Here is a 22,033-nt window from a genome sequence, read left to right on the forward strand (position 1 = left end):
TCAAAGAGGTTGATCGATCAACCGGGCTGGCCGACCGCAACGAGGGTCGGCTGATCCCGCTCGGTCCGGCGCGCGGCGAAGCGCTCGGCCTGCAGCACCGCTAGTGTCAGCACGACGATGGCGACGGCCTGGTGCGTCAGCGCCAGATCGATCGGCACCCGATGCAGCAGCGTCAGAATGCCGAGCGTCGCCTGCAGCGTGATCGCAGCCACCAGCCACCAGGCCCCCGCGATCACCGCGCCGCCGGCGCGCGCGCGCATGGCATCGATCGCATGTGCGATCGCCAGCGCGAACAGCAGATAGGCGGTCATGCGATGTTCGAACTGCACCGTCAGCGTGTTGTCGAACAGATTGCGCCACCACGGTGTCTCGAACCAAAGCCGGTCAGCCGACGGAATGAAGCCGCCGTCGATGTCGGGCCAGGTATTATAAACCCTGCCCGCGCGCAGCCCCGCGACCAGCGCGCCGAAATAGAGCTGCACGAAGGTCAGCACGAGCAGCACCGCGCTCGTGATCTTCAGCCTGAGCGGCGCGATCACGCTTGGGCGGTCGGTCAGGCGCCGCAGCGTCCAGACGATCGCCGCGAAGATCAGGAGCGCCAGCACCAGATGCGTCGCCAGCCGATACTGCGATACCTCGATGCGTTCCGAGAGGCCGGACGCGACCATCCACCAGCCGACGCCGCCCTGCAGCGCGCCGAGGCCGAAAATCACCCACAATCGCCGGCCGAGTTCGCCGCTCACCGCGCCGCGCCACAGGAAATACAGGAACGGCAGCAGATAGGCCGCGCCGATCACGCGGCCAAGCAGCCGGTGGCTCCACTCCCACCAGAATATCGTCTTGAATTGCTCGAGCGTCATCCCGGCGTTGAGCTCGCGATATTGCGGGATCCTCTTATAGCCCTCGAAGGCCTGGGTCCACTGCGCCTCGGTCAGCGGCGGCAGCGTACCGGTCACCGGCTTCCATTCGACAATCGACAGGCCGGACTCGGTCAGCCGCGTGGCGCCGCCGACCAAGACCATCAGGGCGATCAGGGCGGCCACCGCGACCAGCCATACCCTGACGGCGCGGAGCTGCGATGTCTTTGCGGAAATACCGGCCATTTCGCCCTGACTTGATTGGATTTTCGGGCCCCTTATAGTCCGCCGCGCCAGCGGCGCAAGCGCCGCCCGGAGCCTCGTTCCGATCAAGTCGGAAGGAAGCTCCAGAATGTTGTTTTGACGCGTTTTCTTTGCGCGAACCGGTGCCCGCTTCGCACGAAAACGCCCTGGATCACGAGTCGTACATATCCGCCATGGCCATACGCACCCGCAAATTGCTCGGAACCATCTTCCTGCTGATCCTGGTGGTGGTGTGGTCGCTGCTTGGCATGACGGTCGCGCAGACGCCTTGGCTTGCCAATTCGGGGCTGCTGCAGGCGATCTTCTACGTCGTCGCTGGCCTCGGCTGGGTGCTGCCGGCGATGCCGATCGTCGCCTGGATGTCGCGGCCCGATCGCGCCTAAGTAACGTCCTGGTCGCGCGCGCTACGCGTCGGCCGCACCGGCGCGAACATCACGCCCGACAGCAGCACCCGCATCATCCGCAGCGAGCGCACGCGGCCGTCCCATGCGATGCGCGGCAGCGCGTGAAGGTTGGTGCGCCCCTGCGCCTCGACGACCCCTGGTATGGTCGACACCGCGCTGGCAAAGCCGGCCTCTTCGGCCATCACGACATGCGGACGGCCGAACGCATCGCGGTCCCCGAACGGGAATGCGAAATGTCTGACCTGCCGCCCAAGCGCGCTCTCGGCCACCGCCTTGCCCATCGCCATCTCGCGCTGCGCGTCGGCATCCCTGAGGCTCGACAGCGCCGGATAGTTCACGGTCGCGCTGCCGAACGTCACGTTCGGATCGGCGGCAAGCTTCGCCAGATCCTGCCAGTCGAGTGACGCATTGCGTGACAATTGGGCTGCGTCGGCCGAATAGCGCCTGGCGAGATCGTTCAGCGCGTAGGACAGGTCCGACGGCGGCAGCTTGCGCAGCCAGCCGGACAGGAAATCGAACAGCTCGTATTTGTCCGAGAGATTTGAAATCGCGAAGTGCCGCTCCCGGCCGTCGATCATCATGCTGATGCGGTTTTCGCGCGCGATGATTTCCTCCAGCACCAGCCACCACGCCACGCCGACGCCATCGGGAAAGGCCGTCGGCAGATACAGCGCGAAGGGAACGCCGTGCCTGGCGAGCACCGGCCAAGCATGGGTGACGATGTCCTTGCTGGCGCCGTCAATGGTCAGGCAGGCAAAACGCCGGCGCACCGGCAAGGTCACCGCGCGGCGGCAAGCCTCGTCGATCCCGACGATGTCATACCGCCAGCGCTTCAGCGCTCGGATCGTGCGATCGAGGAAAGCCGGGGTGATCTCCTGAGACTTCAGCGGCTGAAACCGGCCGCGTCGCGCGGGACGAACGCGGGCGAAGCGCAGGATCACCCCGGCGCCGCCGCTCTCGCGTTCCCGCAGCTTGAAGGCGCCACTGAAATACGCGAGCTCCATTCGGGCCCGTCGTAAAATCCCGCTGTCCGGCGCCAAGATCCCCGTCCTTGTCAGGCGGTTCCCGCACACCGCCGCGGCATTGTTCTTACTCTTTGTTGACATTTCCCTGCGAAGGTCGGCCCCAGCCGAGAACTGTAAATTAATACCCTAAAATTTCGGGTTCCGAGATGACCATGGCGGCGGCAATCGAAGGCCAGACGGCTGAGACGCGGGCGTGGCCGAACGCGATCCGCGTCGCCGGCGTCGACATCTTTCATGATCTCACCGCGGCCGAAGCGACCTGGCGCGGCTTCGAGACGTCGCAGCACAGCTACACGCCCTATCAGCGGTTCGATTTCCTCGCCAGCTGGCAACGCCAGGTCGGCGAGCGCGAGGGCCTGCGGCCCTTCATCGTCGTCGCTCATGACAGCGAACGCCGGCCGCTGCTGCTGCTGCCGCTCGCAATCGAATCCCGCCTCGGCGCGAACTGCGCGAGCTTCATGGGCGGCAGGCATGCGACCTTCAACATGGCGCTGTGCGCGAAGGATTTCGCCGCCGATGCGACGGAAGCCGACATCGCGGCCCTGATCCGATCGATCGCCGAACGCTCCCGCGCCGATGCGCTCGCGCTCTGCCAGCAGCCGCTGCGCTGGCGGGATCTGCCGAATCCGCTGGCGCTGCTGCCGCATCAGGCTTCGGTCAACGACTGCCCGGTGCTGGCGATCGAGCCCGGCGCGGCACCGGCGGCGCTGATCAGCAACTCGTTCCGCCGCCGCCTCAAGGGCAAGGAGCGCAAGCTGCAGGCGCTGCCCGGCTACCGCTATTACGTCGCGAGCGAGAGCGCCGATGTCTGCCGCCTGCTCGACTGGTTCTTCCGCGTCAAGCCGCAGCGCATGGCCGAGCAGAAGCTGCCGAACGTGTTCGCCGAGCCGGGCATCGAGCAGTTCATTCGTGCCGCCTGCCTCGCGCCGCGCGCCGACGGCAACGGCTATGCGATCGACATCCACGCGCTGGAGTGCGACGAGGAAGTGATCGCGATCTTCGCCGGCGTGTCCGACGGTCATCGCTTCTCGATGATGTTCAACACCTACACGATGTCGGCCAATTCCAAGTTCAGCCCCGGCCTGATCCTGATGCGCGACATCATCGATCGCCATGCCGGCCTGAACTACCGCGCTCTGGATCTCGGCATCGGCTCGGACGAGTACAAGCGGCTGTTCTGCAAGGACGATGAAGCCGTCGTCGACAGCTTCATTCCGCTCAGCTTGCGCGGCAAGCCGGCGGCCAGTGCGCTGTCGGCCATCAATCGCGCCAAGCGCGCCGTCAAGCAGAATCCGGCGCTGTTCGAGATTGCCCAGAACCTGCGCAGCATGTTCCGCTGAGTATTCAGCTCGCCGCGTCGCCCTGCTCTGCGCCGCCATTCGGTACGCCGAGCCGTTTCATCGCGTCGAACAAGAGTGCCGCAGCGGGTGACAGCGCACGCTTGCGCAACTTGATCAGGCCGTAATTCTCCAACAACAGCCTGTCGCGCAGGCGCAGCACCTTGAACCGCTGCGGATCGACCAGATCGAACACCAGCATGGGGACCGGCACGATCGCGTCGATGCCCGCCGCAATTCCGACCGAGGCGAAAAACGACTCGGTGTTGATGACCCGGCGCGGCGGCGTCACGCCGCGGCTCATGAACAGCCTCTCGAGCGCCTGGCGCATGAAAGATTCGCGCGGCTGGCAGATCCATTGCTGGTCGACCATGTCCTCCAGCTCGACCGTCTCGCGGCCGGCCAACGGATGCTCCGCGCGAACGAGCAGCACCGCCTCCTCCGCGCCGATCTCGTAATAGTCGAATTGCCGGGGATCGATGCCGGCGGGAATCCTGGCGACGACGAAATCGAACTCGAGCGCCAGCAGTCGCGTGATCAATGGCGGGCTGGTGCTGACATCGAGCGAGATGTTCACCCGATTCAGCTTTTCGCCGAGATACTGGATCACGTCGACGACGAGGTCGATGCTCGGCTTGGCGACTGTTCCAACGGAGACGGTGCCGAGCTCACCGGATTTGTAGCCCGCGAACTCGTCGGTGACCTGGTCGAGATCGGCCAGCACGCTCTTGCCGCCACGGATCAGGATCGATCCATAGGCCGTCGGTTCGACGCCGCGCGCCGTGCGCTCGAACAAGGGAACCCGCGCCAGCGCCTCGATTTCGGCAAGCATCTTCGATGCCGCTGATTGGGTGATGTTCAACCGCTCGGCGGCGAGCTGCAACTTGCGCTCATTGTCGAGAGCGACCAGCAGGCGCAGCTGGCGCAGTTTCAGATTACTGATCACGGCCCGCCACCATCCTGCCCGGAAAGAGCCTCTTCCGCTCCGACTAAACCGGAACGGGGCTCCAGATTCTGCTTTGAGGCGTTTTCTTGACGCGAGCCGGCAGCCACTTCGCCGGAAAACGCTCCAGGGTTCCCGCGTTTATACCGCGGTGCATCATGACAGTTTCGCCGTGGCTCCATTCCCAAATGCCATTAGTCACGCGGCAGTCGATTACACAACAATGAAGAAGACTTGCAAGAGCAACGCGACGAACCGCTGCGGGTGCGCCAGGCCGCCCCGAACAGCGCAGTGATCGTCTGCCGAATCGAACAACAGGAAGGGATGGGAACGATGAGCGACGATGTCGAGAAGCGCGCGATCGGAAAGATGATGCGGCGGCTGATTCCGTTCCTCATCCTGTGTTACTTCGTGGCCTATCTCGATCGCGTCAATGTCGGCTTCGCCAAGCTGCATATGAACGCGGCGCTCGGCCTCAGCGAGGCCGCCTACGGGCTCGGCGCCGGTCTGTTCTTCATCGGCTACTTCTTCTTCGAGGTGCCCTCCAACATCCTGCTGGAGCGGTTCGGTGCGCGGCGGTGGATCGCCCGCATCATGATCAGCTGGGGCATCGTCTCGGCCGCATTTGCCTTCATCCCGCAGATGTCCGCGGCGAGCGGCCTGTCGAGCGAATGGATCTTCTACTTCCTGCGCCTCCTGCTCGGCGCCTGCGAAGCCGGCTTCTTCCCCGGCATCATCTTCTACCTGACGCTCTGGTTCCCGTCGGTGTACCGTGCGCGCGTCATCAGCCTGTTCATGCTGGCGATCCCGATCTCGAGCATCATCGGGGCGCCGATCTCGGGATTGCTGCTCAACCTGTCGGGCGCCGGCCTGACCGGATGGCAGTGGCTGTTCGTCTGCGAGGCACTGCCGTCGGTCCTGGTCGGTTTCGCTGTCCTGACCTTCCTGCCGGACTTTCCGCGCCAGGCAAGCTGGCTGCAGCCCGACGAGGTCAAGTGGATCCAGACCACGCTTGAGCGCGAGCGGCAGCAAACCGAGGCCGTGGAGCATATTTCCGTCCTGCAGTCGCTCACCGACTCGCGGGTCCTTGCCTGCGCCTTCGTGTATTTCTGCCTCAACGCGGCAAGCTACGGCGTCGCATTCTTCCTGCCCACCATCATCAAGGCGTTTGGCGTCACCGACACCCAGACCGGCTTGATCGCGGCCCTGCCCTTCGTGTTCGGCGCGGTCGGCATGGTGCTGCTCGGCCGCCATTCCGACAAGACCGGCGAGCGGCGATACCATGTCGCCGGCGCGCTGACGCTCGCCGCCGTCGGCATCGGCCTTGCCGGGCTGATGTCGAATCCGGTGCTGATCGTCGCCCTGCTCTGCCTTGCGCAGATCGGCGTGTCGGCGGTGCCGCCGATGTTCTGGCCGATGCCGGCCGGCATCCTGACCGGCGCCTCGGCGGCGGCAGGCATTGCCGCGATCAACTCGCTCGGCAACCTGTCGGGCTTCGCCGGCCCATTCGCCGTCGGCTATCTGAAGGACCTGACCGGCAGCTTTACCGCAGGGCTACTGCTGCTCGCCGTGATGGGACTGATCGGCGCGCTGGTCACGATCAGGCTGCGGATCGATCCGGTGCTCGAGCGAACCGCGCGCGCGCCGATGATGGCGCACTAAACCCGCCTGCGCGGAACGGCGCCTGCAATGCCCGTCATTTGCCGGCGGCCGCCTTGCTTGCGGCCGCCTTGGCAACCTCGCGGATACAGGCGATGAAGATCTCGGCGGTCGGACCCAAGGTGCGGCCTTTCAACGTGACGATCGCGGCCGAGACGGCGGCCGCCCGCGGAAGCTGAACCGGAAGAACCTTCAGGCCGAGATCGCCGCCGGCAAACCGCGCGACCGAGCCCGGCAGCATGGTGATGAAGCGGCCGGTCGCGGCGAGCCGGCAGCACAAATGAAGCGACAGCGTCGTGATCGGCGCGCTCGGTGTCTGCATTCCGAATTCGCGAAATATCTCCGCCACCGCGGCGCCCGGAAAGGTGTCCGGCGGAGGCAACACCCAGCGCTCGTCAGCGAGGTCAGCCAATTCGAGCCTGGATGCGCGCGCCCATTTGCTTCGCCTTCCCGCGACCACGACGCGCCGATCATCGAGCAAGGGCTCGACGGCCAGGTCCGTCTCGTCAAACGGCGTCGGCGTCCATCCAAGCAGCAGATCGATGTTGCGCTCGCGCAGTTCGCGGTAGCGCAGATCGCTGAGAACGGTCTGCGCGACATTGATGCGGATGCCGGGATGCTGCCGCGTGAAGCGGTCGATCGCCACCGGAAGCAAGCCCGCTGCGATGCTCTCCGTGCTGCCGATGCGCAACTCTCCAATGCTCGGATCGGCCAGAAACTCGAGCTCCTGCAAGCCCTGGGTAAGCTCGTCGAAGATCGAGACCCCGCGTCGAACCAGAGCATGGCCATAGGCCGTCAGTTCGATGCCGTTACGGCAACGATCGAACAGCCGAAGTCCGAGCGCGTGCTCCATGTCGCTGACCGCCCGCGATATCGCCGGCTGCGACACCGCGAGCTCCGCGGCAGCCTTCGCCATGCTGCCGCGCTGCGCGATAACGAGCAGGATGTGCGGGTCGCGCAGCTTGATCCGGCGTCGGGCACGCTCGATGTCCTGCATCAGCGATCCTTACCAAAACGGTTATGGACGCCTCAGACACTAGCATTGGACGTTTATCCCCGCCTCACGCATCCTCCGCGTGCGATGACGCAGATCGTCGCGCCCCGAACGGCGCGGCTCGACGACCATGGAGGCATGCATGTTGACCCGTCGCGACGTCCTGACCGCGTCAGCGGCCGGTGCCGCGCTCGCCGCCGCAGGCCTGGTCCGGCCAGTCGGCGCGCAGCCCCGCCTGAAGACCGCCCATATCCTGACCGGCTACACGCCCGGATTGCCCGACGCCGTCGCAAGGCTCGTTGCCGGGCAGATGAAGGACTATGCCGACTCCATCGTCGTTGAGACCCGGCCCGGCGCGAGCGGCCGGATTGCGATCGAGGCGGTAAAGAACGCCGAGGCCGATGGATCGGTCATGCTGCTCGCGCCGCTTGGGTTCATCGCGCTGTTTCCACACACCTACAATTCGCTCGCATACACACCGCAGGACTTCACGCCGGTATCGACCGTCGGCTCATTCGCGACGCTGCTGGCGATCGGCCCGAAAGTCCCGAACGATGTCAGGAGCCTCGCCGACTTCGTCGCCTGGTGCCGCGCCAACCCGACACAGGCGACCTACGGCACGCCGGGCGTTGGCACCACCCTGCATTTCATCGGTGCGATGCTCGGCCGAACCGCGGGCTTCGACTATCTCCACGTGCCCTATCAAGGCAGAGGGGCGGTCCAGGATCTCCTGAAGGGCGAGATCGCGTCGGCGGTGATGCCGATCGACAGCCTGCTGGGTCAGGTCCAGTCCGGACAGCTTCGCGCTCTGGCGACGACCGGTCCCAGCCGTCTCAAATCCCTCCCCGATGTGCCGACGGTGGCGGAAGCCGGTTACCCCGGGCTTCAGGACGTGACCTGGTTCGGCATCTTCCTGCCGGCGAAGACGCCCGCGGCAATCGTCGCGCAACTCAACGGCGCGATCCAGGCGTCATTGCGCAGCGACGAGGTCAAGTCCGGCATGGCCAAACTGTCGGTCGACGTCGACGCAATCGCGATGAATGACTTTGCGCAACTGCTCGCCACCGAATCCGATCGCTGGAAAGGGATCGTGCGGGCGACCGGATTTACCCCGACGGGCTGACGGTGGCGCTCAGGCAGCCACCACCCGCGGGCCCCTCACAGCCGCTTCCGACGCCGCGCAGGGCTTGCTCAGCATCGTCACTTCGGCGAAGCCGACCGCCCTGAGTTGCTCGACCATCGAGTGGCGAGCATCCTGCGCCATGGTGGCGTCGGGCACGACGACCGCCTGTGCCTTCGCGGTCAGCAGTTCGGCCGGCAGGTCGAGGGCCGAACCGGCGTCGAGCAGCACGTGGTCGTAGACCCTGAGCAGCGCATCGATCGCAAGGGCGAGCCGCGGCGATTGCAGATGCGAGCGATCGAAGCCCGGACGCCCGGCGCTGACGATCTGAACACGCGACTGCCGGTCCTTGGTGATGATCTGCGCGAAGGTCGCCTCGCCCTGCATCAGCTCGGCAAGGCCGGGCGCCGCCGGATCGACGGTCGCCGACGTCAGCACCGGCGAGGACGCGACGAGATCGACGACGACAACCTTGGCCTGGCGCGCCATCAGACGCGCCAGCGTCAGGGCGGTCAACGTAACGCTATCAGCCGCGGCCGGGCCGAGCACGGTGACCTTGTGGGCGGCGGGACCGGCGGCGACAAGGCGCTCGGCGAGCTCATCGATCTCGTCGGCAGTCTGGGCGGACTCAGGCTGCGGCGGAGGTTCATAGGCAGCCGCAGGCTCCAGCGGCAGTTCGGGCTCCACGGCCGGCTTCGGCGCGACCGGCGATGCGAGCGCGGGTTCAGGGGGCAGCGCCGGCGCGGGCTGGTCCACGGTTGCGGCATCCATGACCGGCTCGCGGCGCCTGATCACGGCAGCCGCCGGCGCGAAGGCGCGGCCAACCGCACCGGGCGCGGAGATGCGCAGCAGCTCGCCGGTGATGATGATGCCGGATGACAGCAGCAGCGTCGCCAGCGTCGCGATCAGCACGATCGGCAGCTTCTTCGGATAGGCCGGCGTATTCGAAACCGAGGCGCGCGAGATGATGCGACCGTCGGTCGGCGCGGCCTCGATGTTCTCGCGCGCCGTCGCCTCGCGGTACTTGGCGAGATAGGCCTCAAGCAGGTCGCGCTGCGCCTTGGCTTCGCGCTCCAGCCCGCGCAGTTGCACGTCCTGGCTATTGCTAGACGACGCCTGCCGCTTCGACTGGTCCAGGCTCGCCTGCAACGCCATGACTCGGCCATCGGCGACGCGGGCGTCATTGTCCAGCGAGCGCGAAACCTTGCCGGCTTCTTCGCGCAATTGCCGGTCGAGATCGGCGATCTGCGCCTTCAATTCCTTGATGCGCGGATGGTTGTCGAGCAGCGTCGACGACTGCTCGGCAAGCTGCGCGCGCAGCGTGCCGCGCTGTTCGGCCAGCCGGCGGATCAGCTCGGAATTGAGCACCTCCGACGCCTCGATCGGCTTGCCGCCCTGAAGCATCTCCCGGATCAGCCGTGCCTTGGTCTCGGCATCCGCCTTCAGCGCGCGGGCATTGTTGAGCTGCGTGTTCAGCTCACCCATCTGCTGGTTCGACAGCGGGATGTTGTTGGTGCCGACGAACAGGCTCGACTTCGAGCGGAATTCCTCGACGCGCGAATCCGCGTCCGCGACCTTGGTGCGCAGCTTGTCGATCTCGCCGAGCAGCCATGTGCTGGCGGATTTGGCCTGGTCCTGCCGCGCGGCCTGCTGCAGCACGAGATAGCCGTCTGCAATCGAGTTGGCGACGCGCGCCGCAAGCTCGGGATCCTCGGACTGGAACTCGATCACCATGACGCGCGACTTGTCGACCGCAAAAGCCTGGAAGCGCTCGTAATAAGAATCAAGCACCCGCTCTTCAGGCGTCAGGCTGAACGGGTCACGGCCGATGCCGAACAGCGCCAGCAGCGACTTCAGCGGCGAAAAGCCCCGCAGCACCGGATCGAACTCCGGACGTTCGGCCAGCTTGTTCTTCTTGATGATGTCGCGCGCGAGATCGCGCGACAGCAACAGCTGCACCTGGCTCGTCACCGCCTCGGCGTCGAGCGAGGTGCGCTCCAGGTCGCGCTCGCCGTTCGGACGCAGGAAGGCGTTCTCGCGATTGTCGATCAGGATTCGCGCTTCCGACTTGTAGCGCGGCGTCACGACGTTGACCGCGGCAAGCGACAACGCGAACACCAGCACCGTTGGCACGATGATCCAGCCGCGCTTGCGCGCCAGCGCGCGGCCGAGCACGTGCAGGTCAAGATCGGCCGCCTCCGCCGGACGGGCCGGCTTGTCGGGAGCAGGCTTGTCGGGATCAGGCTTGGGCGCAGCCGGCTTCACGACAGCTTCGTCGGCAACGGGCGCAGACTTCGGCAACGCCCGTTGCACGACGGCCTTATCCTTGCCTCTACGCCAGAATGCAAAACGCATAACGAACCCCCGCGGACACCGCGACTCCCTCTCAATGGGGCGATTACAGTCCATTAAGGTTGCCGCTGGGTTAATCGGTGGGGTTGACGGGCATGGCCGCCACCACCCGCCCCGTCATTCTTTGTTAACCATGGGTGCCGTTAATCGGAGCCGATATTGTCGCGGGATTCCTTGCATGCGCGATCTGCGCGCTCCCCTTATTTGTCTGGTCGCTGCGCTCGCGCTGTCGGGCTGCATGGTCCGAGCGTCGCCGCTTGCCGGTGACCCCGGTCTCGAACCGATGGCGTATGCTGCGCCCGTGGCCTATGCCGATCCCGCACCGACGCGCGAGGGCTATAATCTCGGCCCCGGCGACAAGCTCCGCGTTGTGGTCTATGGCCAGGAAGGGCTGACCAACGCCTATGCGATCGACGCCGCGGGCGCGATCACCATGCCGCTGTTCGGCTCGGTGCCGGCGCGCGGCCGGACGCCCGCCGGGCTTGCCGCCGAGATCACCGCGCGGCTGCGCAACGGCTTCATCCGCGAGCCGTCGGTCGCAGTCGAGATCGAGGCCTACCGGCCGTTCTTCATCCTCGGCGAAGTCCAGGCCCCCGGCCAATATCCCTATGTGCCCAACATGACGGTCGAAAGCGCGATCGCGATCGCCGGCGGCTTCTCGCCGCGCGCCAGGCGCGACGAGGTTACCGTCACCCACACCAATGCATCCGGCGCCGGCCGCTTCGTCGCTCCCCTGGGCACGCCGATCGGCCCCGGCGACACCGTGTTCGTCGGCGAGCGCTGGTTCTGATCGATGGCGCAGGATCAAAATCAGCAACCGCCCCTCCGCATCCTGCACGTGGTGCGTGCCCCGGTCGGCGGCATCATTCGTCACATCCTCGACGTCGCCAACGGCCAGATCGAACGCAGCCATCATGTCGGCATCGTCGCCGACAGTTTGACCGGCGGCGCGCGGGCCGACGCGGCGCTTGCCGAGATCGAGCCGCGGCTCAAGCTCGGCGTCCACCGCGTCGCGATACGCCGTGAGCCGCGCTTCGCCGACTTCATGGTCTGGGCCCACATCGCCAGCCTGATCCGGAAGCTGAAACCCGATGTCGTCCACGGGCATGGCGCCAAGGCCGGGCGCCTATGTCCGGCTGCGGCGGCGGTCGGGCAAGGTGATCCGGGTCTACACGCCGCATGGCGGCTCGCTGCACTACCCGCTCGACACCTGGAAGGGCCGCTTCTACAGCCAGCTCGAGCGCACCCTGATGAACAGCACCGACCTGTTCCTGTTCGAGAGCGCGTTTGCCCGCGACACCTATCAGCGCACCGTCGGCAAGCCGGCAGGCCTCGTGCGCTGCGTGTTCAACGGCGTCACCGCGGAGGAGTTCGAACCGGTCCCCCGCGCCGACGATGCCACCGACGTGGCCTATGTCGGCGAGTTCCGGCGCATCAAGGGCGCCGATCTGCTGATCGACGCGGTGGCGAAGCTGCGCGCCGAGGGCAAGCCGGTGACGTTGACGCTCGGCGGCGACGGCGAGGAATTCGAGCGCCTCAAGGAGCAGGTGACGCGGCTGTCGCTCGGCGAGGCCGTCCGCTTCATCGGTCACGTCAAGGCGCGCTATGGCTTTTCGAAGGGCAGCCTGCTCGTGGTGCCCTCGCGCGGCGATTCGATGCCCTATGTAGTGATCGAGGCGGGCGCGGCCGGCGTTCCGATGATCGCCGCCGATGTCGGCGGCATCCCGGAGATCTTCGATACCCACACCGACGCCCTGTTCGCGCCGAGCAATGCTGGAGCGATGGCCGACGCGATCAAGGCCGCGCTCGACGATCCCGCCGCGACCGCGGCGCGCGCCGAGCGATTGCGCGAGCGGATTTCGGAACATTTCTCGCAAAGCGCGATGGTCGAGGGTGTACTGGCCGGCTATCGCGACGCCTTTGCCAAACGTTAACCACTTCTTGCACACGTAACCGTTTCTTCCGATTTGTCCCCTTAAGTCACGTCCGGGGGAATTTTCGTGCTGCGCGCGGATGCCCATCTGCATGCGCAGGAATGGACGTGGACTCGTGGAACCGTTTAACGCACGCTCGATGCTGGATGCCGCTGCGTCTGCGACGGCCGCTCAGCCGCAGATCGAACGGCGCCGGCGCCTCTCGCCGGCCGCGCTCGCCGTTACCAACCAGAAGGTTCGCGGCGCCTACTCGCCGGTTGTGATCGCCGGCGTGGTTCGCCTCGCCGACTTCGTGCTGCTCAGCCTGGTCGGCGTCGGGCTCTATCTCGCCTATGTCAGGCCGCTCGCCGGCGGCAGTATTCACTGGGGGTACATCGCATCGATCCTCGGCATGTCGGCTGCCGCCGTGGTCTGCTTCCAGGCCGCCGATATCTACCAGGTGCAGATCTTCCGCGGCCAGCTTCGCCAGATGACGCGCATGATCTCGTCGTGGGCCGTCGTGTTCCTGCTGTTCATCGGCATCTCCTTCCTGGTCAAGCTCGGCGGCGAGGTCTCGCGGGTCTGGCTGTCGTCGTTCTTCTGCGTCGGCCTTGCGGTGCTGATCGCCGAACGGCTGCTGCTGCGATCGATGGTGCGCGCCTGGGCGCATGACGGCCGGCTCGACCGCCGCACCATCATCGTCGGAGCAGACCACAATGGCGAGCAGCTGATCGAGGCGCTGAACGCCGAGGATGATTCCGACATCCATCTGCTCGGCGTGTTCGACGACCGCAATGACGATCGCGCCACCAACACCTGCGCCGGCGCACCGAAACTCGGCAAGATCGATGACATCGTCGAATTCGCCCGCCGCACCCGCGTCGACCTCGTGCTGTTCGCGCTGCCGATCTCGGCGGAGACCCGCATCCTGGAAATGCTGAAGAAGCTGTGGGTGCTGCCGGTCGACATCCGCCTGTCGGCCCATACCAACAAGCTGCGCTTCCACCCCCGTTCCTATTCCTATATCGGCAAGGTGCCGACGCTCGATATGTTCGAGGCGCCGATCACCGACTGGGATCTGGTGCTGAAATGGCTGTTCGACCGCGTGGTCGGCGGTCTGGCCTTGGTTGCGGCGCTGCCGGTGTTGGGACTGGTGGCGCTCGCGGTGAAACTCGACAGCCCCGGCCCGGTGCTGTTCCGCCAGAAGCGCTTCGGCTTCAACAATGAGCGGATCGACGTCTACAAATTCCGCTCGCTCTACCACCATCAGGCCGACCCCACCGCCTCCAAGGTGGTGACCAAGAACGATCCGCGCGTGACCCGCGTCGGCCGCTTCATCCGCAAAACCTCGCTCGACGAATTGCCGCAACTGTTCAACGTTGTGCTGAAGGGCAATCTCTCGCTGGTCGGCCCGCGCCCGCACGCCGTGCAGAGCAAGCTGGAGAACCGCCTGTTCGACGAGGCGGTCGACGGCTACTTCGCCCGCCACCGCGTCAAGCCCGGCATCACCGGCTGGGCGCAGATCAACGGCTGGCGCGGCGAGGTCGACACTGACGAGAAGATCCAGAAGCGCGTCGAATACGACCTCTATTACATCGAGAACTGGTCGGTGCTGTTCGACCTCTACATCCTGCTCAAGACCCCGTTCTCGCTGCTGACGAAAAGCGAGAACGCGTACTGATCGAGGCGGGTTCAAACCGCACGTCATTGCGAGCGCAGCGAAGCAATCCACGCTGCCGCTAGGGGATAGGTGGATTGCGTCGTCGCTGACGCTCCTCGCAATAACGGGTGTCAGGTTCTGTGTCCGTTGCGTTGCGTGAGTATCCGATGGCCTATGCGGCGACAGCCGGGACGACCCATTCGCTGACATCAGCACCAACGGGCGTGCTGGCGCTGCAGCGGGCGCTGGTGTGGCTGGCCGGCGCGTCCGGCGCCATCGTGTTCATCGAGCCGAGCCCGTATGAGCTCGTCACGCTGACTGCCTGCGTGCTGTTCTTCGCCACGGGCCTGCGCATGCGGCTCGTGTTCATGCCGCTGCTGTTCACATTGATCGTGCTCAATGTCGGCTACAGCATCGGTGCGGTGCCGTTCCTCGACAAGCCGGAGGTGGTGAACTGGATCCTGACCTCCTGGTACATGGCCATCACCGTCATCTTCTTCGCGATGGTGATGTCGGAGGATACCGAAGCCCGCCTCGACATGCTGCGCCGCGGCCTGATCGTCGGCGCGATGATCGCTTCGCTCGCCGGCATCGCCGGCTACTTCCGTCTGGTGCCCGGCGGCTACGACCTGCTGACGCTGTATGACCGCGCCCGCGGAACCTTCAAGGACCCGAACGTGCTCGGCGCCTTCCTGATCCTGCCGGCGCTGTTCACACTGCAGAGCGTGGTCTCCGACCGCTTCGGCAAGGCGCTCCGCAACGCCATCGCCTTCGGCATCATCTCGCTCGCGATCCTGCTGTCGTTCTCGCGCGCCGCCTGGGGCGGCCTCGTGATCACCGCGGCCTTCATGCTGGCGCTGATGGTGTTCACCAGCCGCTCGCAGGCGCAGCGCTCGCGCATCATCGTGATGACCTTGATCGCCGCGATCCTGGCCGTGGCGCTGATCGCGGTGCTGCTCTCGATCGGCTCGGTCGCCGACATGTTCAAGCAGCGCGCGAGCTTCGACCAGAGCTATGACGAAGGCCGCTTCGGCCGGTTCGGCCGCCACATCCTCGGCGCCCAGATGGCGCTGGAGCTGCCGTTCGGCATCGGGCCGCTGCAATTCCACACCTACTTCCCCGAGGACACCCACAATTCCTATCTCAACGCCTTCATGTCGGGCGGCTGGATCTCGGGGATCTGCTATCCGGCGCTGGTGTTCGTCACCGCGATCATCGGCTTCCGCTACATCTACATGCGGGTGCCGTGGCAGCGCGGCTATCTCGCGGTCTTCTCGGCGTTCCTCGGCTTCGTCGGCGAGAGCTTCATCATCGATACCGACCACTGGCGGCACTTCTGGATGATGCTGGGCACGATGTGGGGCATGTATGCGGCAGCCGAGCACTACCGCGCGACGTCGGCACGGATCATCGACGAGTCTTCGGCGGCATCTTGAGGCTGGCGCGCTGCTCCGGCGGCATGTCGATCACCGCCTTCAATGCTCCGGTCGCTTCCAGCACGCCCTTGTAGCCGTCATTGGCGAAACGCAGCAGCAAGCGCAGCTCGTCGTCGGTGTAGCTGCTCCACAGCTTGAGCATCGCCTCCTGCATCGGCACGTAGAACTTGCCGATCTCCGCCGCTTTTTCCTCCACCACCGAGATGAAGACCTTGCGGCGGTCGCTCTCGTCCCGCTCGCGGCGCACGTAACCCGCTTTCTCCAGACGATCGACCACGCCGGTGATCGCGCCGGTGGTCAGCCCGGTGACCTCGGCGAGACGCCCCGCGGTCACCCGCCCCTCCAGATGCAGGATATCCATGCATTCCATGTCGGAATTGGAGATTCCGGCCATGTTTGCAACTGCTTGGCCGTACATCACGCCCTGCGCGGATGACCGGCGCATCGCCTCCTCGAGTTCCTGCATCAGCGTTTCGCGCGACGTCGTGCTTGACAAATCGGCTCCTATATCTTACTCGCCTAATATCTTATATACTAAGATAATTAGCAACTGACCTTTCCTATCCCACACGGATGCATGGAGCAAGGCATGACCTCACGTCCCCGTAAAGCTCTGATCATCGGCGCCGGCATCGCAGGTCCTGTCACCGCGATGTTCCTGACCCGCGCCGGCATCGAGACCGAGCTCTATGAAGCCTGGCCCTACTCCACCGGGATCGGCGGCGGGCTTCAGATCGCGCCGAACGGCATGCATGTGCTGGCCGAGCTCGGCCTCGCCGACGAACTGATCCGCAACGGCTCGATCGCGGAGTCCTTCGACTTCTATTCGCAGGGCGGCAAGAAGCTCGGCTCGCTCAACCAGAACATGCAGCAGCGCTTCGGCCAGCCCGCGGTGAACATGTGCCGCGCGACGTTGAACGAGACGCTGATCGACAAGGCCTGGGCCTCCAACGTCTCGGTGTTCTTCGAGAAGAAACTTGTGAAGATCGAAGACCGCGGCGACCAGCCCGTGATCGCCTATTTCAACGACGGCACCACCGCCGAGGGCGATTTCGTGATCGGTGCCGACGGCGTGCACTCTGCGGTGCGGCGCCACGTGATCCCTGACGGCCCAACGCCGTTCGACACCGGGCTGATCGGCTTCGGCGGATTCGTGCCCCGCGCGGTGATCGAGAAGCTGCCGATCGGCCAGAGGGTGGCGACCACGTTCGGGCAGAGCGGCTTCTTCGGCTATGGGATGTGCAGCCCCGATCCGGACACGGGCGCGATGTGGTGGAGCACGCAGCCGTCGCACGGCATGACCGCGGCGGCCTACCGCCTGCGGAGCCAGGACGCAATCAGGCAGCATCTGCGCGATTTCCACGCCGGCTGGCACGCGCCGATCCCCGAGATCATCGAAGCCGCCCAGAATATCGTGGTGACCGACACGCTCGACGTCGCGACGCTGCCGACTTGGTCGCGCAAGCGCACGCTGTTGATCGGCGACGCCGCGCACGCGACGAGCCCGCATGCCGGCCAGGGCGCATCGCTGGCGCTGGAAGACGCGCTGCGGCTCGGCATCCTGATGCGCGACGGCCAGGAGCTCGGCATGACGTTCCAGGCTTTCGAGCACGAGCGGCGCCCGCGCGCCGAGAAGATCGTGGCGATCGCCCGGCGCAACGGCAACAGCAAGCGCGAGTTCAGCCCGACCGGCGCCTGGCTCCGCGATCACATGTTGAAGCTGCTGCTGCCGGTGTCGTCCAAGGGCATGGACTTCATGTACGCTTATAATCCGCGCGCGGCGGCGTAGCGCCTCTCCCTCTCCCCGTCCTTCACGGGGTCGAGACGAGCGAAGCTCGCTCTTAGAGGGTTGGGGTGAGGGGCTCTCTCCACGAGCAATGCGATCGGACGGATCTGTACCCCCTCACCCGGATCGCATCTGACGATGCGATCCGACCTCTCCCCGCAAGCGGGGCGAGGTAAGCGAAGCTACTTCTCGACCTCGAAGGTCAGCCCGGCGTGATCGATCAGGCGCTTGATCAGCTTGTGCTGCATCGCCGCTCCCGGCGTCCAGAAGCCGGCGGCGACGTCGGGTGTATCGCGCAGCAGGCAGATCGCGCATTCCGAGATCATCTTCGAGGTCGAGCCGTAGCCGGGATCGCGATCGCCCTTGATGCCGGCGCGGACCATGCGGCCGTCGGGCGCGACCGCGAGATAAAGCAGATCGTAGCGGCCGTTCTCGCGCTCCTCCTTTGACGGCCCCTCGCCCGGCTTCGGCGCGCTTGGGCCGGTCTTCTCGGAATTCAACGCCATCACCTTCTTGGCGTTGGCCTCGCCCTTCTCGCCCGGGCCAGTCAGGACCATCTCGTCGTAGACGAAGTCCCGTCCGTAGGGAAAGCCCATCAGCATGTTGGAGCGGTGCACGTTGCGCGTGTTGATCAGCGCCATCATGAACGGCGCAGTCCAGGAGTGCAAATCCTCCTCATAGGCCGGCTTGCTGCCGCGCGGCTGCTTCGGACCCTCGAAGCCCGGCGTCAGCGCGAAAGGGTTGTTGAGGATCGCAACCAGGCTGAGGTCCTTGGCGACCGCATCGAAGGTCGCCTTGGCGCTCGCCGCGGTGCCGCCGGACAGCGTGCCGCGCATGTCGCGCACGCGGCCCTTGATGCGCGGCGCCGGCGCGCCGAACACGCGCCTCGCTTCCTCCTGCACGAAGAACGCGCCCAGTTCGAACGGCACCGAGTCGAAACCGCAGGAGAACACGATGCGCGCGCCGCTGGCCTTCGCGGCGGCTTCGTATTTGTCGATCATCTGCCGCATCCAGATCGGCTCGCCGCAGAGATCGAAATAGTCGGTGCCGCTTTCCACGCAGGCCGCGATCAGCTCGTTGCCATAGAGCTGATACGGTCCGACCGTCGAGATGACAGACCTGGTTTGCGCTAGCATCGCCTTCAGCGAGGCGGCATCGCCGGCATCGGCGACGATCAGCGGCGTGTCGGCGGGCGCGCCGATCGCGTCGCGTACCGAGGCGAGCTTGTCCTTGCTGCGCCCGGCCATCGCCCATGTCAGGCTACTGTTGCGATAATGCGCCGCGAGATATTCGGCGACAAGCTGGCCGGTGAAGCCGGTCGCACCATAGACGACGATGTCGAGTTTCGACGAGGACATGGATCAGGCTCCCTGCGCAGCGAATGGGCGCCCTTTTGTCATCGCGGGCGCGGCAACGCAATGCGCTATTTCTTGTACGAGACGCCCATGCCGGCGCGCACGTCGGCCTGGATGCCATAGGGCGCGATCGGGTAGCGCAAACCGTTCTTGGCAAGCTGCTTCATCCCGGCGATCGCCTTCACCAGATAGGCCGGCGGCAGTGCCATCAGCATCTCCTCGTCCGGCACGCCGCCATAGCGGCGCTCGGCGAAGCATGGCAGCGACAGGCTCGGCTCGCCGGTCTTCAGCGCCCGCCCCCACGAATCCGCGCAGGCGGTTTCGCCGACCACGCCCCACTCGAACTTCTTGTAGCCGGTGTACTGCAGCCCGTTGATCAGGATGATCATCTGTCCCGGCGTCGCATAGACGAGGCAGATGTCGGGCGGGTTGAGCCGTCCGCTGGTCAGCGGGCTCACCGCCATCGCCTTGTACTGGCCGTAAGGCACCACGTCGAGCGCCTCCTGGCGCTTGCGCGCGTCTTCGGCGGTGCCATGCCAGACGCCGACATAGTTCTCGCCGGCAAGCCACTTCTCGTCCTGCGGCGCGAGCCCGATCACGGCGCGGCATTGCGCGCCGACCAGATCGTCGCCGGTAATGCCGACGGTCCAGCCGATCCGCGAGGCCATGCTGACGATCTGGTCCGTGGTGTGGACCGCCGATGGACGGCGGATCTTCGGGATCGCCTCCATCTCCTTGACCCGCGCGAACATCTTGATGCCGATGACCGTGGTCTTCAGCCGCAGCAGGTTGTTCAGGTCGGCGACGATTGCGCCGAGGTCGAACTGTTCCGGCGGTGTCTGCTGTTGCATGGCGAAAACTCCCGTGATCGGCGGCTTGGCGCCGCCTGTTGATTTGATGTTAGGATTGGCCGTTGGAGGCGACAAGTGCCTACGCCTCAACGTGCAGCCGGTCCCGGCAACAAATCGTCGGTCTTGCCGGCCAGATGATAGGCCAGAAGCCCGACCCACTCCCGCGTGCCGAGATCGGTGCGTGACAGGCCCTCGATCGCAAGCGTCGCGAAGCTGAAGACATCGCCGACGCGCCAATCGACCGGATAGGCCTCGACATTGAATCCCGCCTTGCGGAACAGCCCGACCGAGCGCGGCATATGGTAGGCCGAGGTGACAAGCAGCCAACGCTCGCCCGGCTTGGGATCGACCAACGCCCTGGAGAATTCGGCGTTCTCCACCGTGTTGCGCGAGCGGCGCTCGATGATCAATCGCGATCTGGCAATGCCGAGCCCCTCGAACATCTCGGCGGCATAGTCGGCTTCGCGCGCATCGTTCGAGATCAGGTTCGCGCTGCCGCCGGTGAACACGAGGCGCGCGTTCGGATATCTGCGCGCGAGCGCCGCCGCCGCGATGACGCGATCGGCCGCGCTGCGCACCACCGGCGTGCCATGCGCAACCGACAGATCGGCATCGATCGAGCCGCCGAGCACGATGATGCCGTCCGGCGCGCCGCGCGAGGCATCCCATGGCGGGAAGCGCTGCTCCAATGTGGAGATCAGGACATTGCCGAGCGGCGAGAAGCCGCAGATCGCGAGCAGCAGCAGCGCGGCCACCATCAACCTGCGGCCGAGGCGCGCAAACCGCGTCAACAGCAGCACGGTGCCGATCACGCCGATACCGATCAGGAAGTTGATCGGCAACAGCATGATGCCGAGCGTCTTGGAGAGCACAAAAAACAAGAGAAGCCCCTGCGAAGTTCTGCTACAGCGTCATACGCTGCTGGGAAACCAATCAAAAGCCGTCACATGACCCATCATCATCTGAAGTCGAGCCCTGAAACCTGCCATTGGGGCTTCTTTGAAGCCAAGCTGAAACCGGTTCTGACCGTTGCGAGCGGCGACGAGATCACGATCGAGACCGTCAGCGGCGGCCCGGACGTGGTGCCCGACCGCGGCAAATTCTACGTTCCGCCGGAGCTCGACGAGATCCATGCGAAGTGCGAGCGGATGGTACCCGGACATATTCTGACCGGCCCGATCGCGGTTGCCGGCGCCGAACCCGGCGACGTGCTCGAGGTCGATATTCTCGACGTTCAGCTGCGACAGGACTGGGGTTACAATCTGATCAAGCCATTGTCCGGCACCCTGCCCGACGATTTCCACGAAACACGCGTCCTCAACATCCCGCTCGATCGCGGGCGCATGGTCGGCCGTATGCCCTGGGGGCTCGATCTGCCGCTCAAGCCGTTCTTCGGCGTGATGGGCGTGTCGCCGCCGCCGGCCTGGGGCCGGATCTCCTCGCTGATCCCGCGCGCGATGGGCGGCAATCTCGACAACAAGGAGCTCGGCGCCGGCGCCAAGCTCTATCTGCCGGTGTTCGTTCCGGGCGCGCTGTTCTCCTGCGGCGACGGCCATGGCGTGCAGGGCGACGGCGAGGTCTGCGTCACCGCGATCGAGACCGCGCTGACCGGCCGCTTCCGCCTCACATTGCGCAAGGATATCAAGCTCGCCTATCCGCGCGCAGAGACCGCGGATCATTACATGACCATGGCGATGGATCCCGATCTCGACCAGTGCGTGGTGCGGGCGCTGCGCGACATGATCGTGCTGCTCGGCGAGAAGCGCAACCTGTCGCGTGAGGATGCCTACACGCTGTGCAGCCTTGCCGCCGACCTGCGCGTGACGCAGACGGTCAACGGCTCCAAGGGCATCCACTGCATGATCGCCAAATCCGTGGTCCACGGCTGAGATCGTCATTCCGGGATGGTCCGAAGGACCAGACCCGGAATCTCGAGACTCCCCGGTGCGCAATTCGCGCACCTGAGGTTCGGCTCGGCGAGCCGCCCCGGAATGACTGAGTGCTATGGCCGCACTTGTGTTCCGCGAGCACGGCTCGATACAATCCCCGTCCCAACGAACAAGAATGGACGGGGACG

Annotated in this window: 19 protein-coding genes and 1 pseudogene; 11 read left to right on the top strand and 9 right to left on the bottom strand. The window is 65.5% G+C overall.

The window, feature by feature from the left end; genetic code table 11:
- Nucleotides 1-17: 17 nt before the first annotated feature.
- On the bottom strand, nucleotides 18-1,103 hold the full coding sequence (locus ACVMB1_RS14710; protein ID WP_076825297.1) for a COX15/CtaA family protein: 1,086 nt from the start codon (nucleotides 1,101-1,103) through the stop codon (nucleotides 18-20).
- 191 nt (nucleotides 1,104-1,294) lie between these two features.
- Here ACVMB1_RS14710 and ACVMB1_RS14715 point away from each other — a divergent pair, with 191 nt between their 5' ends.
- Nucleotides 1,295-1,504, top strand: a complete 210-nt coding sequence (locus ACVMB1_RS14715; protein ID WP_016844954.1) for a DUF2842 domain-containing protein — start codon at nucleotides 1,295-1,297, stop codon at nucleotides 1,502-1,504.
- On the opposite strand, the gene ACVMB1_RS14720 is transcribed toward ACVMB1_RS14715, so the two are convergent.
- Nucleotides 1,501-2,529 (bottom strand): polysaccharide deacetylase family protein, encoded by a 1,029-nt coding sequence (locus tag ACVMB1_RS14720; RefSeq protein WP_057020662.1) that lies wholly within the window; start codon nucleotides 2,527-2,529, stop codon nucleotides 1,501-1,503. The two genes, ACVMB1_RS14715 and ACVMB1_RS14720, sit on opposite strands and share 4 nt — an antisense overlap.
- A 167-nt stretch (nucleotides 2,530-2,696) precedes the next feature.
- On the opposite strand from ACVMB1_RS14720, the gene ACVMB1_RS14725 reads away from it, so the two are divergent.
- Nucleotides 2,697-3,890, top strand: a complete 1,194-nt coding sequence (locus ACVMB1_RS14725; RefSeq protein WP_141341058.1) for a GNAT family N-acetyltransferase — start codon at nucleotides 2,697-2,699, stop codon at nucleotides 3,888-3,890.
- A 4-nt stretch (nucleotides 3,891-3,894) separates the two neighbouring features.
- Here ACVMB1_RS14725 and ACVMB1_RS14730 read toward each other — a convergent pair whose 3' ends face one another.
- Nucleotides 3,895-4,833, bottom strand: coding sequence for a LysR family transcriptional regulator (locus ACVMB1_RS14730; RefSeq protein WP_141341059.1), 939 nt, complete (start codon nucleotides 4,831-4,833; stop codon nucleotides 3,895-3,897).
- Between the two features lie 321 nt (nucleotides 4,834-5,154).
- On the opposite strand from ACVMB1_RS14730, the gene ACVMB1_RS14735 reads away from it, so the two are divergent.
- On the top strand, nucleotides 5,155-6,492 hold the full coding sequence (locus ACVMB1_RS14735) for an MFS transporter (protein WP_141341082.1): 1,338 nt from the start codon (nucleotides 5,155-5,157) through the stop codon (nucleotides 6,490-6,492).
- Nucleotides 6,493-6,526: 34 nt separating this feature from the next.
- Here ACVMB1_RS14735 and ACVMB1_RS14740 read toward each other — a convergent pair whose 3' ends face one another.
- On the bottom strand, nucleotides 6,527-7,486 hold the full coding sequence (locus ACVMB1_RS14740; protein WP_456848682.1) for a LysR family transcriptional regulator: 960 nt from the start codon (nucleotides 7,484-7,486) through the stop codon (nucleotides 6,527-6,529).
- Nucleotides 7,487-7,625: 139 nt separating this feature from the next.
- Between ACVMB1_RS14740 and ACVMB1_RS14745 the strand changes: the two genes are divergently transcribed.
- Entirely contained in the window at nucleotides 7,626-8,606 is a 981-nt protein-coding gene (locus tag ACVMB1_RS14745) for a Bug family tripartite tricarboxylate transporter substrate binding protein (protein ID WP_057020864.1), read from the top strand.
- Between the two features lie 9 nt (nucleotides 8,607-8,615).
- Here the strand turns inward: ACVMB1_RS14745 and ACVMB1_RS14750 are convergent, their stop codons facing one another.
- Nucleotides 8,616-10,958 (bottom strand): GumC family protein, encoded by a 2,343-nt coding sequence (locus ACVMB1_RS14750; protein WP_141341061.1) that lies wholly within the window; start codon nucleotides 10,956-10,958, stop codon nucleotides 8,616-8,618.
- 175 nt (nucleotides 10,959-11,133) lie between these two features.
- Here ACVMB1_RS14750 and ACVMB1_RS14755 point away from each other — a divergent pair, with 175 nt between their 5' ends.
- The 5 genes and pseudogenes from ACVMB1_RS14755 (at nucleotide 11,134) to ACVMB1_RS14775 (ending at nucleotide 15,964) form a co-directional block, all read left to right on the top strand.
- Nucleotides 11,134-11,745, top strand: a complete 612-nt coding sequence (locus tag ACVMB1_RS14755) for a polysaccharide biosynthesis/export family protein (protein ID WP_375166477.1) — start codon at nucleotides 11,134-11,136, stop codon at nucleotides 11,743-11,745.
- 3 nt (nucleotides 11,746-11,748) lie between these two features.
- Nucleotides 11,749-12,084, top strand: a pseudogene (locus ACVMB1_RS14760) (glycosyltransferase); the annotation flags it as partial.
- The gene (locus tag ACVMB1_RS14765) at nucleotides 12,062-12,889 is read left to right on the top strand and encodes a glycosyltransferase family 4 protein (protein WP_456849902.1); all 828 of its coding nucleotides are present in this window, start codon (nucleotides 12,062-12,064) and stop codon (nucleotides 12,887-12,889) included. The pseudogene ACVMB1_RS14760 and the gene ACVMB1_RS14765, both read left to right, overlap by 23 nt.
- Before the next feature lie 115 nt (nucleotides 12,890-13,004).
- Nucleotides 13,005-14,549, top strand: a complete 1,545-nt coding sequence (locus ACVMB1_RS14770) for an undecaprenyl-phosphate glucose phosphotransferase (RefSeq protein WP_057020669.1) — start codon at nucleotides 13,005-13,007, stop codon at nucleotides 14,547-14,549.
- Between the two features lie 146 nt (nucleotides 14,550-14,695).
- A complete protein-coding gene (locus tag ACVMB1_RS14775) occupies nucleotides 14,696-15,964 on the top strand; it encodes an O-antigen ligase family protein (RefSeq protein ID WP_076825280.1) in 1,269 nt (422 codons plus the stop codon).
- Here ACVMB1_RS14775 and ACVMB1_RS14780 read toward each other — a convergent pair.
- Nucleotides 15,936-16,430 (bottom strand): MarR family transcriptional regulator, encoded by a 495-nt coding sequence (locus ACVMB1_RS14780; RefSeq protein WP_141341084.1) that lies wholly within the window; start codon nucleotides 16,428-16,430, stop codon nucleotides 15,936-15,938. The genes ACVMB1_RS14775 and ACVMB1_RS14780 overlap by 29 nt on opposite strands.
- A 123-nt stretch (nucleotides 16,431-16,553) precedes the next feature.
- On the opposite strand from ACVMB1_RS14780, the gene ACVMB1_RS14785 reads away from it, so the two are divergent.
- Nucleotides 16,554-17,753: an FAD-dependent oxidoreductase gene (locus ACVMB1_RS14785; RefSeq protein WP_057020866.1), complete on the top strand. Its 1,200-nt coding sequence runs from the start codon at nucleotides 16,554-16,556 to the stop codon at nucleotides 17,751-17,753.
- Between the two features lie 179 nt (nucleotides 17,754-17,932).
- Here ACVMB1_RS14785 and ACVMB1_RS14790 read toward each other — a convergent pair whose 3' ends face one another.
- The 3 genes from ACVMB1_RS14790 to ACVMB1_RS14800 form a co-directional block, all read right to left on the bottom strand.
- Nucleotides 17,933-19,108: a saccharopine dehydrogenase family protein gene (locus ACVMB1_RS14790; RefSeq protein WP_057020671.1), complete on the bottom strand. Its 1,176-nt coding sequence runs from the start codon at nucleotides 19,106-19,108 to the stop codon at nucleotides 17,933-17,935.
- Between the two features lie 65 nt (nucleotides 19,109-19,173).
- Nucleotides 19,174-19,956 (bottom strand): DUF169 domain-containing protein, encoded by a 783-nt coding sequence (locus ACVMB1_RS14795; RefSeq protein WP_456814441.1) that lies wholly within the window; start codon nucleotides 19,954-19,956, stop codon nucleotides 19,174-19,176.
- A gap of 86 nt (nucleotides 19,957-20,042) precedes the next feature.
- On the bottom strand, nucleotides 20,043-20,837 hold the full coding sequence (locus ACVMB1_RS14800) for a YdcF family protein (RefSeq protein ID WP_141341064.1): 795 nt from the start codon (nucleotides 20,835-20,837) through the stop codon (nucleotides 20,043-20,045).
- 66 nt (nucleotides 20,838-20,903) lie between these two features.
- Between ACVMB1_RS14800 and ACVMB1_RS14805 the strand changes: the two genes are divergently transcribed.
- Entirely contained in the window at nucleotides 20,904-21,845 is a 942-nt protein-coding gene (locus ACVMB1_RS14805; RefSeq protein ID WP_141341065.1) for an acetamidase/formamidase family protein, read from the top strand.
- Nucleotides 21,846-22,033: the final 188 nt, after the last annotated feature.

The sequence above is a fragment of the Bradyrhizobium sp. USDA 4504 genome (assembly GCF_054063995.1).

Bases quoted from the DNA above. Each gene is read 5' to 3' on its own strand.
- ACVMB1_RS14790 (WP_057020671.1), bottom strand. From the start codon at position 19,108: ATGTCCTCGTCGAAACTCGACATCGTCGTCTATGGTGCGACCGGCTTC.
- ACVMB1_RS14795 (WP_456814441.1), bottom strand. From the start codon at position 19,956: ATGCAACAGCAGACACCGCCGGAACAGTTCGACCTCGGCGCAATCGTC.
- ACVMB1_RS14805 (WP_141341065.1), top strand. From the start codon at position 20,904: ATGACCCATCATCATCTGAAGTCGAGCCCTGAAACCTGCCATTGGGGC.
- ACVMB1_RS14765 (WP_456849902.1), top strand. From the start codon at position 12,062: ATGGCGCCAAGGCCGGGCGCCTATGTCCGGCTGCGGCGGCGGTCGGGC.
- ACVMB1_RS14725 (WP_141341058.1), top strand. From the start codon at position 2,697: ATGACCATGGCGGCGGCAATCGAAGGCCAGACGGCTGAGACGCGGGCG.
- ACVMB1_RS14740 (WP_456848682.1), bottom strand. From the start codon at position 7,486: ATGCAGGACATCGAGCGTGCCCGACGCCGGATCAAGCTGCGCGACCCG.
- ACVMB1_RS14710 (WP_076825297.1), bottom strand. From the start codon at position 1,103: ATGGCCGGTATTTCCGCAAAGACATCGCAGCTCCGCGCCGTCAGGGTA.
- ACVMB1_RS14785 (WP_057020866.1), top strand. From the start codon at position 16,554: ATGACCTCACGTCCCCGTAAAGCTCTGATCATCGGCGCCGGCATCGCA.
- ACVMB1_RS14745 (WP_057020864.1), top strand. From the start codon at position 7,626: ATGTTGACCCGTCGCGACGTCCTGACCGCGTCAGCGGCCGGTGCCGCG.
- ACVMB1_RS14735 (WP_141341082.1), top strand. From the start codon at position 5,155: ATGGGAACGATGAGCGACGATGTCGAGAAGCGCGCGATCGGAAAGATG.
- ACVMB1_RS14780 (WP_141341084.1), bottom strand. From the start codon at position 16,430: ATGCAGGAACTCGAGGAGGCGATGCGCCGGTCATCCGCGCAGGGCGTG.
- ACVMB1_RS14750 (WP_141341061.1), bottom strand. From the start codon at position 10,958: ATGCGTTTTGCATTCTGGCGTAGAGGCAAGGATAAGGCCGTCGTGCAA.
- ACVMB1_RS14720 (WP_057020662.1), bottom strand. From the start codon at position 2,529: ATGGAGCTCGCGTATTTCAGTGGCGCCTTCAAGCTGCGGGAACGCGAG.
- ACVMB1_RS14775 (WP_076825280.1), top strand. From the start codon at position 14,696: ATGGCCTATGCGGCGACAGCCGGGACGACCCATTCGCTGACATCAGCA.
- ACVMB1_RS14755 (WP_375166477.1), top strand. From the start codon at position 11,134: ATGCGCGATCTGCGCGCTCCCCTTATTTGTCTGGTCGCTGCGCTCGCG.
- ACVMB1_RS14715 (WP_016844954.1), top strand. From the start codon at position 1,295: ATGGCCATACGCACCCGCAAATTGCTCGGAACCATCTTCCTGCTGATC.